We start from the raw sequence: 11387 nt of genomic DNA on the forward strand, positions 1-11387 counted from the left end.
ACGAAGTCGAGGATATCGATCTCCATTCCAAGCTCGATTTCCTCGGCTTCGTCCTTCTAACCCGTGATGTCGGATGATTAGATCGCTATTCAACAGAGCAGTCTATCCAAGGCTCATCTTGCAGGGTCGCTGAACTCATTCCACCTCAGCGTTCACCCTGCTCTTTGGTATGCTAACTGTTCTATGACACCCTCAGAGGTAAAGCGCGTACAGCGAGATAGCCGATATGGGTCACAACAAGCAGAAACGCTCTTGATGCGATGAAAGCCTGCTAAGGCCTCAGCGCATCAAGAGCGTATATCGTAGTGATTTGAAGAACGGGCTTGCAGAGCCCGACGTCCCGGACACAAATTGCATGTGAGTGTCGTTGCGAAACCTGCAAGAATTACTGCTGTGTATGATTCGGGATGGAAAATATTAAGCGTCGGTATAGCCTAGCTCGACGCACGATGACTGAGTACGTTTCGACCACCCCGGGGCTCTTTCCGCTCCCGGACTGGGCGAAAGACGACCTCTCGGACCTCAAAGGCCACCAGAAACACGACCTCATCAGCGGCGACGAGGACGAAGAGATCGCCGCCGTCTACGAGGACGCCCGCGAGGAAGTGATCGAACTCCAGCGGGAGGCCGGCCTCGAGCGCGTCGCCGAAGGACAGCTTCGCTGGGACGACATGCTCGCACACCCGCTGGCCGTCCACGACGCCGTCGAGACGCGCGGTATCGTTCGCTACTACGACAACAACAACTTCTACCGCGAGCCCGTCGTCCGCGACGCTCTCGCGTTCTCCGGTGACGTGGCCTCGGAACTCGAGTCCGCCGCCGAACTCGTCGACGACGGCGCGCTCCAGGCCGTCCTTCCCGGCCCGTACTCGCTCGCCGACCTCGCGACCGACGAACACTACGGCGACGACGCGGAGTTCCTCGCCGCCGTCGCCGAGTTCCTCGAGGGTGAACTCGAGGCGTTTCCGGAGATCGAAACGCTGTTTCTGCTCGAGCCGTCTCTCGTCGAGAACCCGCCGGGTGACGGCGAAGACGAGCGCGCGAGCCGCGCGATCGACCGCGTCGCGAGCGCGACCGACGCCGACGTCGTCGTCCAGCCTTACTGGGGCGCGCTTTCCGAGAAGGTCTATGCCCACCTGCTCGACGCCGACGTCGACGCGGTCGGCTTCGACTTCGTCGCGAACCAGGAGGACAACCTATACAACGTTCAGGAGTACGGCGCGACCGACGACGTCTCGCTCGGTCTCGCCGACGGACAGAGCACGCTCGTCGAGGACCCGGAAGCGATCCGCGACCGGGTCGACTGGGTGAGCGAACAGGTGCCGGTCTCGGAGTTCGAGACGGTTTACCTGACGACGAACACGGAGACGTTCTACCTGCCGTACGCGAAGTTCGAGGAGAAACTCGCCGTCATCGCGGAAGCCGCGGAACTCGCGGAGGTGAAAGCAGCATGACCACGAACGAGAACAAAGATCAGTTCCGACCGGACGATCACGAGAACGATCACTTCCTGCTGACGACCGTCGTCGGCAGCTACCCCAAGCCGAAGTGGCTTAACCGCGCGAAGGAACTCTACCAGGATCCCGACCACGAGTTCGACGAAGACGACTGGCAGGAAGCCAAAGACGACGCCTCCCGCCTGATCACGAACGAACACGAGCGCGCGGGACTGGACGTCGTCGTCGACGGCGAGATGCGCCGCAACGAGATGGTCGAGTTCTTCGCCCACCGCATCGAGGGCTACGAGTTCAACGGCCCTGTCAAGGTCTGGGGTCACAACTACTTCGATAAACCTTCGGTGGTCTCGGAGGTCGAGTACACCGCCTCCTGGCTCGTCGACGAGTACGAGTTCACCGCGAGCGCGACCGACCGGCCTGTCAAGGTTCCGATCACCGGCCCGTACACGCTTGCGAGCTGGTCGTTCAACGAGGCCTACGAGGACGACGAGCAACTCGCCTACGACCTCGCCGACCTCGTGAACGAAGAGATCGAAAAGCTCGTCGACGCCGGCGCGCGCTACATTCAGATCGACGAACCCGCGCTCGCGACGACGCCGGACGACCACGCCATCGTCGGGGAAGCCCTGGAACACATCGTCGCCGACATTCCCGAGGAGGTCCGCATCGGTCTCCACGTCTGTTACGGTGACTACTCGAGGATCTACCCCGAAATTCTCGAGTTCCCCGTCGACGAGTTCGACCTCGAACTCGCCAACGGCGACTACGATCAACTCGACGTCTTCAAAGACCCCGAGTTCACGAAAGACCTCGCGCTCGGCGTCACCGACGTCCACGTCGGCGAGGCCGAATCCGTCGAGCAGATCGAACGGAACATTCTGAAGGGACTCGAGGTCGTCCCGCCGGAGCAACTCGTGCTCTCGCCGGACTGCGGCGTGAAGTTGCTTCCCCGCGAAGTCGCCTACGGCAAGATGGCCAACATGGTCGAGGCCGCCCGCAACGTCGAGGCGAAACTCGACGCAGGCGAGATCGACGTCGACCGGGAGACGAGAGCGCCCGCCGACGACTAGACGCGCTCGTGACGCCACGTTTTTCAGTCGCCGACGACGGAGAGTCGTAAACGCGCTCGAGTCCGTCGTCGACGGCTGTTCGGCCTCGAGCGATTCTCGAGACGGCCTCCGCCGGGACCACAATGCATTATCGATTCGGAGGTGAACGGCCGGTATGGGGTTCGACGTCCTCGTGGCTGGCGAGACGCTGATCGACTTCATTCCACAGCGCCGCGGCCCGACGGCGACCGTCGACGGGTTCGAGCGACGTCCGGGCGGTGCGCCGGCTAACGTCGCCGTTGGGCTTTCCCGCCTCGAGCACGTCCCGCTGTTCTGGACCCGCGTCGGCGACGATCCGTTCGGGCGGTACCTCCGGGACACCCTTGAGGAGAACGACGTGTCCGACAAGTTCGTCGAGACCGATCCGAACGCGAAGACGTCGCTCGCGTTCGTCGAACACGACGAGCGAGGCGACCGAACGTTCACGTTCTACCGCGACGACACCGCGGACACTCGTCTCGAGCCTGGGCGGATCGACGACGCGACGCTCGCCGACCTCGAGTGGGTTCACGCCGGCGGCGTCACGCTCGCGAGCGGCCCCTCGCGCGAGGCGACGCTCGATCTGCTCGAGCGCGCGAGCGAGGCCGGCGCGACGACGTCGTTCGATCCGAACTTCAGACCCGAGCTGTGGCCCGACCGGGAGACGTTTCGATCCGTGACCCGCGAGGCGCTCGCGTTCGTCGACGTGCTGAAGACGACCGGCGAGGAGCTCGCGGCGCTCGGCTGTACGGAAGGCAGCCTCGAGTCGTCTGCACGCGCCGCCCTGCGGGCGGGGCCGGAGACCGCGTTCGTCACCCGCGGGGCCGAGGGCGCGCTGGCCGTGACGAGCCCCGACGGCCGGTGGTCGACGACGGAGGCGACCCACCCGGGCTACGAGGTCGACGTCGTCGACGCGACGGGCGCGGGCGACGGCTTCGTCGCCGGCGCGATCGCGGCCGCCCTCGACGGTCGGAGCCTTTCGGACAGCCTCGCGTTCGCGAACGCCGTCGGAGCCGCCGCCACGACCGAACCAGGTGCGATGACCGCACTCCCCGACAGCGGGGACGTCGAGTCGATGCTCGAGTGACTCCGGTCCGCGTTCACGCCCGCCTGACCGTCGGCCGAACCGACGGAAGGAACCCCTTAGTCGATGGCTCGTGTAACCCGGTCCATGGAGATCGGTGTCCACACGCCACCGCTTGCGGACGAATCGCTCGAAGGCGCGCTCGCGTACCTCTCGGAACTCGGCGTCGACGCGGTCGAACCGGGTGTCGGCGGCCATCCCGGCGACGACCACCTCGTCCGCCGGGAGTACCTGGACGACGAAGCGGCTCAGGCCGAACTCCGCGAGTTGCTCGAGACCTACGACGTTCGGGTCAGCGCGCTCGCGACCCACAACAACCCGCTTCACCCCGACGACGATCGGGCCGAGCGCGCGGATACCGAACTCCGCGAAGCGATCGAACTCGCCGCCCAGCTCGAGGTCGGAATCGTCACCTGCTTTTCGGGGCTTCCGGCCGGCGGCCCGAACGACGAGGTGCCCAACTGGATCACGGCACCCTGGCCGCCCGAACACGCCGAGGCGCTCGAGTACCAGTGGCAGATCGCCCTCGAGTACTGGAACGACCTCGCGGCGTTCGCCGCTGACCACGACGTCGACGTCGCGATCGAGATGCACCCCAACATGCTGGTCTACGAGCCGAGCGGAATGGCACGGCTGCGCGAGGAGACCAACGAGCGGGTCGGCGCGAACTTCGATCCGTCACACCTCTACTGGCAGGGTATCTCCGTCACTGACGCGATCCGGTTTCTCGGCGAACGAAACGCGATCCACCACGTTCACGCCAAGGACACCCGGATGTACGACGAACAGGCCCGGCTGAAGGGCGTCCTCGACACGACCGCCTACGACGACGAGCCGAACCGGTCGTGGCTGTTCCGATCGGTCGGCTACGGCCACGACGAGTCTCACTGGAAGGAGATCGTCTCGACGCTCCGGATGGTCGGCTACGACGACGTCCTGAGCATCGAACACGAGGACTCGCTGACGAGTTCGCGGGAGGGCCTCGAGAAGGCAATCGAACTGCTCGAGCGGGCGGTGTTCCGGACCGAACCGGGCGAGGCGTACTGGGCGGAGTGACCGCCGTCGGCGGTCGCGTTCGCGCCTGCTCCCCGTGGTACTATGTCGGTCGCTGTTGGGAGTGTCTACGTATGACGCTGTCAGTCGGCGTTCTCGGCTACCGGTTCATGGGAAAGGCGCATGCGAACGCGATGGCGCGGCTGCCGATGTTCTTTCCGGACGCGCCGGACGTAGAGCGGAGCGTGCTCGTCGGTCGCGACGAGGGCGCGCTGTCGGATGCGGCCGACCGCCTCGGGTTCGATTCGATCTCGACAGACTGGGAGGCGGTCGTCGACGACGTCGACGTCTTCTACAACCTCGGGCCGAACCACGTCCACGCCGAGCCGTCGATCGCCGCCCTCGAGGCGGGGACGCCGGTGTTCTGCGAGAAGCCGCTCGCGCCGACGCTCGAGGAGGCGGAACGGATGGTCGAGGCGTCTCGCGAGGCCGGCGACGACGTTCCCGCGGGCTGTGCGTTCAACTACCGTTTCGTCCCCGCGATCCGGTACGCGAAGGGACTGCTCGAGGCGGGCGAACTCGGCGAGGTTCACCACGTCCGCGGACGGTACCTGCAGGACTGGCTGGTCGATCCCGACGCGCCGTGGTCCTGGCGCAACGACGAGCAACTCGCCGGCTCCGGCGCGCTCGGCGACCTGGGTTCTCACACGGTGGATCTCGTCCGGTTTCTGGTCGGAAGCGACGATCTGGCCGGCGGGATCGACCGCGTCAGCGGCCAGCTCCGGACGTTCGTCGAGGAGCGGCCGGTGGAGGGGAGCGAGGGTTCAGCGGAGCCTCGAGAGGACGAAGACGACGGATCCGTCGAGCGCGACGAGAGGCGTCCCGTCACCGTCGACGACGCGTACTCCGCACAGATCGCGTTCGAGAGCGGCGCGATGGGGACGCTCGAGGCCTCCCGGTTCGCGGCGGGACACAAAAACGATCACGCGATCGAGATACACGGCTCCGAGGGGAGCCTGCGGTTCTCGCTCGAGCGGTTGAACGAACTCGAGGTGCTCCGGGGCGACGACCGGGGCTACGAGACGATCCTGGTCACCGACGAGGACGATCCTTACGTCGATCGCTGGTGGCCGCCCGGTCACGTGCTCGGCTGGGAGCACACGTTCGTCCACGAGAACTACGAGTTCCTGCGCGCCGTCGCCGGCGACCGCGAGGACGGCCGATTTCGGCCGAACTTCGAGGACGGACTCGCCGCCCAGCGCGTCCTCGCGGCGATCGAGGAGAGCGACGAACGTGGCGAGTGGGTCGAAACGGAGTGAGGCGGATCGCCGTCCCGACGTTCCGTGCACCCGTAGAGGAGTCCAGTTGCACGGATCCGGTTACACGGGCGATGACGGACGGGGGCCGTGTGAGCGACTCGCCGGTCAGGACGACTCGAGCCTGACGACGGTGTGAATCTCGTCGTAGCGAACGCTTCCCTCGGAGAGCGGCTGTCCGTCGAGTTCGAGGTACCCGGGCTCGATACCGGTGACTTCGCCGGTGATCTCCGGGTCGCCGCTGCCGGTGCGCTCGGCTTCGCGAATCTCGACTCTGTCACCGACGTCGACGTGCTCCTGGACGAGTTCCGCCGCGCGCGTGCCGTCGGCGTCCTGGGGGATCGTGAGTTCGGTCATGTCGGACGACACGGACGCGAACGGGGTAAGCGCCCTCGCGTCAGGTGACGGGCGCTTTTATACCGGTGTGGCGCGGAACTGGCGTTCTCGCCGGAACGAAACGACCGGCCGCACTTGCGAGGAAATTACATCTCGGTCGACGTGAATGTCGACGCATGACCTGCGACGCGAGGTACTGGGGAAAACCGAAGACCCTCACGAGACGCGGTTCGTTGTTGCACTACTGGGTGTGCGGCCCGAACGACGCCCCGCTGGTCGTACTGACCCACGGCGCGTCGATGGACCACCGGCTGTTCGACGCACAACTCGGTGCGCTGCTCGAAGCGGGGTACCGCGTGCTGGGCTGGGACGTTCGCGGTCACGGTTATTCGAAACCGATCGGATCGGCGTGTCGCGTCCCCGTCGTCGTCGAGGATCTGATCGCGATTCTCGACCGACTCGAAGCGTCCGAGGTCGTCGTCGTCGGCCAGTCGTTCGGCGGATACGTCTCCCAGGAGCTCCTGTTTCGGTATCCCGATCGGGTGACGGCCATCTGCGTGGTCGGCGCGACCGATCTCACCCAACTGCCCTCGAGACTCGAATACGTCGCGCTTCGGCTCTCCCCGTCTCTGTTTCGGATCTGGCCGGACCGACATCTTCGACGGCTCGTCGCCGACCGGACCGCCGAGACGGAGTCCGCAAAACGCTACGCCCACGCAGCGACCTGTCAGCTATCGAAACGCGAGTTCGTCGCGGTCTGGAAGGCGGTCGCGACCGCCCTTCACGCGGAGCCCGGATACGTCATCGATCGTCCGCTGTTGCTGGTACACGGCGAGCACGACGCGACCGGGACCATCGCGAGGGACGCCCCGTCGTGGGCCGACCGGGTGCCGAACTGTCGGTACGAGGTGATTCCGAACGCCGGGCACAACGCGAATCAGGACAATCCGGAGGCGTTCAACCGCGTTCTCCTCGAGTTCCTCGACCTGCACGCACCGACGCGGTAGCTCACGCTTCCCACTGCGTCGAGATGTACAGCAGCGCGATCAGACAGAGGACGACGATCACGAACAGTGCGATCGTCATGAGCCGTATCGGAACCATGCCGGACGTTCGAACGCGGTCAGGAAGTCGGTACCGGTTTTCGAGTGATCCGATGCGGCGTTTCGCCGCGTGAACGTCCACTACCGTTTTTGTACGAACCGGCCGAACCGTCGACGATGAAAGTCATCAAGGACAGCGTGCACGACCACATTCAGATCGACGGCGTCGCGCGCGACCTCCTCGATACGCCCGAACTCCAGCGCCTCCGGCGGATCAACCAGCTCGGCACCGTCTCGCTCGTGTATCCGTCGGCCAACCACACCCGCTTCGAGCACAGTCTCGGCGTCTATCACCTGGCCTGCGAGGCCCTCGAGGGGCTCGGTGTCGAGGGAAAACGCGCGGACCGCGTCGAAGCGGCCGCGTTGCTCCACGACGTCGGACACGGGCCGTTCAGTCACAACCTCGAGGCACTGACCCACCGCCGGACGGGACGGTATCACGACGACGTTCACGACCTCCTGGCGGACGGCGAGGTCGGAGCCGTGCTTCGCGATCACGACCTCGAGCCGGAGACGATCGCGGATCTCGTCGCCGGAGAGGGCCGGTTCGGCCAGATCGTCTCCGGGGAACTCGACGTCGACCGCATGGATTACCTCGTTCGGGACGCACACCACACCGGCGTGCCGTACGGAACGATCGATCACGGGCGTCTCGTCCGGGAGCTAACGTTCGTCGACGGGGAACTCGCCCTCGCGGAGGGGAACGTCCAGTCGGCCGAGAGTCTGCTCGTCGCGCGGGCGCTGATGAATCCGACGGTCTACAGCCACAGCGTCGCCCGCATCAGCAAAGCGATGCTCCGACGGGCGACAGAGCGGCTCCTCGAGTCGACCGACGTCGACGCACACACGCTCCAGCGCATGGACGATGCGGACCTGATCGCGCGACTGCGGTCGACCGAAGAGACGACCGAGTTTTCCCGCCGGCTCGATCACCGGGATCTGTTCAAGCGCGCCGTCTGGGCGGAAATCGACGACGTTCCGGGCGGAATCATCGAATCCGACCACGAGACGATCCGGGAGTTCGAACGCGAGATCGCGACGGACGCCGGCGTCGATCCGGAGTGCGTGATCCTCGACGTGCCGAGGCGACCGTCGATGACGGAGTCCACCTCCCGCGTCGTGGTCAACGGCGACGTGCGACGACTCGAACAGCAGTCGCCGCTCGTCGGGGCGCTTCGTGCGGCACAGTACTCGCAGTGGCGACTCGGCGTCTACTCACCGCCGGGGATGCTCGAGGCGGTCGGGCGGTCTGCGGTCTCGGTGCTCGGTCTGGACATCGACGGCGCGTTGGTCAGCGAGGTTCGCGACGGCCTCGATGCGACGCTCGATCAGTTTCTCGAGTAGCCTCCGTGGTTCAATCAGTGGATGCTGTCGAGAGAGTATCGATTCTTCACCTCCACACCTCTTGACACGGCCGGCCGCAGATGCGGACCGGAGGTGAGAGCGGGCGATCGGAAACTGACCGGCGCTCGCTTCGAGCAAATAACGCCACACTTTCGTCCGAAGGTTTTCGAGGTGATTAGCTGCGGAAACAACAATTAAGCGAAGTTTGATGCAATAGATGATGATCTGATTTCCGGATTACTTGCCACTAGTCAATCGAAACCGAATGAAAGTGACTATATAGCAATATTGAAATATATTCTGGAGTATGTACTCGTAACAATTGTATATTAGTAAATTTTCTCCTCTATACTCGCACCAGGGCAAATTTTTTCAATATTAGGTGGAATAGTTGCACTCGATACAAACATACATATGGAATGAGCACAGTTACACATAAGCATGGGTGCACGCAAATCCACTGATCGATCTGGACAGACGACCCCGAACGCCCACGGTAGCGGGAAGAATTCACGACGACGATTCCTCAAAGCAGCTGGCGGACTGGGTAGTGCTGCGGGTCTCTCCGCGCTAGCGGGCTGCATTGGTTCGCTCGGATCGGACGATGAGACGATCAGGATCGGCACGCTCTACGATAACAGTGGCGAACTGGGCTTTACCGGCGAAGGCAAAGACGCCGTGACCGAGATGTTTCTCGAGGAACAGGACTACGAACTGCTCGGTCGCGAAGTCGAACTGATCTCGTACGATCCTGCCGGTGACAACACCCAGTACCAAAATCTCACCCGGAGGATCATTCAGGAAGACGAGGTGGACATGCTCTTCGGAGCACTTCTCAGTTCGAATCGCGAGGCGATGCGTCCGATAGTAAACGAGAACAAACAGCTGTACAGTTACAACGACTGGTACGAGGGCGGCGTCTGCGATCAGTTTACGTTCATCAATACGACGCTTTCGTCTCAACAACGGCCGATGATCGAGTTCATGATCGATAATTTTGGGCCTGATTACTACGCGATCGTTGCCGATTACAACTACGGGACGATCAGCAACCAGTACGCACGGTTCTACGCGGAAGAGTACGGCGGTCAACCGGTCGGCGAAGAGTTCGTTCCATTGGGTGTCGACGAGTTCGGATCAACGATTAACGACATACAGCAGGCTGATCCGGACTGGATTCTGAGCCTGACGATCGGCGCACCGCAGGCCAGCTTCTTCGAGCAGGCCGAGGCTGCAGGGCTCGACGTTCCGTACGGTTCGATGTCCAACATCGCCGGGACGTACGAACACAAGACGTTCGAACCGCCCGTGATGACGGACACGTACTCCTGTTTCTCGTACTTCGAGGAGATACCCACGGAACGAAACCAGGAGTTCGTCGAGAAGTTCAAATCGGAGTATCCCGATTTCGACTACGTTTTCCTGTCGATCGTCGACGCCTACACGGCGTTGCAACTCTACTGGGAAGCCGTCGAACTCGCAGGAACGGTCGATCAGGAGGAAGTCGCGGCCGCCTACGAAAGTGGAGACATCTCCGTCGAAGCTCCGTCGGGGACGGTTGCTATGGACCCGGAAACCCACCACGCAACGCAGGACATGTGGCTCGCTCACGTCGACGAGAGTCACGAGGTGCAGTTCTTGGACGTGGACGGAAATCCGACCGACGAACCGATCTCGGAACAGGTCGGAACGAGCGACTGGTTCGCAAGCGAGTGTCAACTTGCCAGTGAAAGCACCTGGGACGATCCGATCACTGAGCAATACATTCCCGAGGAAGGGGACCTAACCGAGTGAGAAGCTAGCAATGTCCCTCATCGAGAGCCTATTCGGATTTCTGATATTAGCGCTGTCTCACTTCGGGAAACTGGCGCTGATAGCGCTGGGTCTGGCCGTGATATTCGGAATCATGGGTATTATCAACTTCGCCCACGGGGAGTTCATTCTCGTCGGGGCGTACACGACGGCTATGGGATATCACGCCGGGTTTCCATTGCTCCTTGCGATCTTCGTCGGCGGTCTTGCAGCTGGAATTTTCGGGCTCATCGTCGAGCGACTGATAATCCAGCACCTGTACGATCGGTTGATCGAGACGCTCGTCGCAACCTGGGGAGTGAGCCTGATCGTCATCCAACTGGTCCGAATCCAGTTTGGCGGAACGTTCGCCGGTATCCACACTCCGTTAGGGTCGATACAGTACGGTGCATTCAGCGCCTCGACGTACCGTATCGCGCTTGCCGGTGCAGCGATCGTCCTCTTTGCGAGCACGTACGCAATCTTCATGTACACGCGTTACGGCTTGCACTCGCGCGCCGCAATGCAAAACAAAGAGATGGCACAGTGTCTCGGTATCCCGACGAAACGGGTGTACATGAAGACGTTTTTCTTCGGATCCGTGTTGTCCGGAATCGCCGGAGGGCTCATCGCTCCAACGGTTTCGCTCACTCCCGATATGGGAACCAACGTACTCGTCGAAGCGTTCGTGACCGTAATCGTCGGAGGAGCAAACGTCATCGTCGGAACCTCCCTCGCCGCGCTATCGTTGGGAATAATCCAGGCACCCGCATCGATGCTGTTCGGCACGCTCGGCGGATATCTGGCGCTGCTGATAACGACGGTACTGCTCATCAGAGTGCTACCGGAAGGACTCACTGGCGTCGTAGAGTGAA

The 11387-nt window shown here is 63.0% G+C and carries 10 protein-coding genes; 9 read left to right on the plus strand and 1 reads right to left on the minus strand.

The features are described from left to right. The first annotated feature begins 449 nt into the window (after window positions 1–449). The 5 genes from EA472_RS15030 (at window position 450) to EA472_RS15050 (ending at window position 5941) form a co-directional block, all read left to right on the plus strand. Window positions 450–1454: a 5-methyltetrahydropteroyltriglutamate--homocysteine methyltransferase gene (locus tag EA472_RS15030; RefSeq protein WP_124192336.1), complete on the plus strand. Its 1005-nt coding sequence runs from the start codon at window positions 450–452 to the stop codon at window positions 1452–1454. Beyond that, entirely contained in the window at window positions 1451–2527 is a 1077-nt protein-coding gene (locus EA472_RS15035; protein WP_124192337.1) for a methionine synthase, read from the plus strand. The genes EA472_RS15030 and EA472_RS15035 overlap by 4 nt, the downstream gene beginning before the upstream one ends. Window positions 2528–2681: 154 nt before the next feature. Beyond that, entirely contained in the window at window positions 2682–3632 is a 951-nt protein-coding gene (locus tag EA472_RS15040; protein ID WP_124192338.1) for a carbohydrate kinase family protein, read from the plus strand. Between the two features lie 84 nt (window positions 3633–3716). Beyond that, a complete protein-coding gene (locus tag EA472_RS15045) occupies window positions 3717–4685 on the plus strand; it encodes a sugar phosphate isomerase/epimerase family protein (RefSeq protein ID WP_124192339.1) in 969 nt (322 codons plus the stop codon). 71 nt (window positions 4686–4756) lie between these two features. Continuing rightward, entirely contained in the window at window positions 4757–5941 is a 1185-nt protein-coding gene (locus tag EA472_RS15050) for a Gfo/Idh/MocA family protein (RefSeq protein WP_124192340.1), read from the plus strand. A 105-nt stretch (window positions 5942–6046) separates the two neighbouring features. Here EA472_RS15050 and EA472_RS15055 read toward each other — a convergent pair whose 3' ends face one another. Next, complete coding sequence (locus EA472_RS15055) at window positions 6047–6295, minus strand: hypothetical protein (protein WP_124192341.1); 249 nt, start codon at window positions 6293–6295, stop codon at window positions 6047–6049. 155 nt (window positions 6296–6450) lie between these two features. On the opposite strand from EA472_RS15055, the gene EA472_RS15060 reads away from it, so the two are divergent. The 4 genes from EA472_RS15060 (at window position 6451) to EA472_RS15075 (ending at window position 11386) form a co-directional block, all read left to right on the plus strand. After that, window positions 6451–7281 (plus strand): alpha/beta fold hydrolase, encoded by an 831-nt coding sequence (locus EA472_RS15060; RefSeq protein WP_124192342.1) that lies wholly within the window; start codon window positions 6451–6453, stop codon window positions 7279–7281. 213 nt (window positions 7282–7494) lie between these two features. Further along, window positions 7495–8721: an HD domain-containing protein gene (locus EA472_RS15065; protein ID WP_124192343.1), complete on the plus strand. Its 1227-nt coding sequence runs from the start codon at window positions 7495–7497 to the stop codon at window positions 8719–8721. Between the two features lie 441 nt (window positions 8722–9162). Next, window positions 9163–10515 (plus strand): ABC transporter substrate-binding protein, encoded by a 1353-nt coding sequence (locus EA472_RS15070; RefSeq protein WP_124192344.1) that lies wholly within the window; start codon window positions 9163–9165, stop codon window positions 10513–10515. Window positions 10516–10525: 10 nt separating this feature from the next. Continuing rightward, window positions 10526–11386 carry an ABC transporter permease subunit gene (locus tag EA472_RS15075; protein ID WP_124192345.1) on the plus strand — a complete coding sequence of 287 codons (861 nt, stop codon included), beginning with the start codon at window positions 10526–10528 and terminating at the stop codon, window positions 11384–11386. Window position 11387 lies beyond the last annotated feature (1 nt).

The organism is Natrarchaeobius oligotrophus (assembly GCF_003841465.1).
Taxonomy (GTDB): Archaea; Halobacteriota; Halobacteria; order Halobacteriales; family Natrialbaceae; genus Natrarchaeobius; species Natrarchaeobius oligotrophus.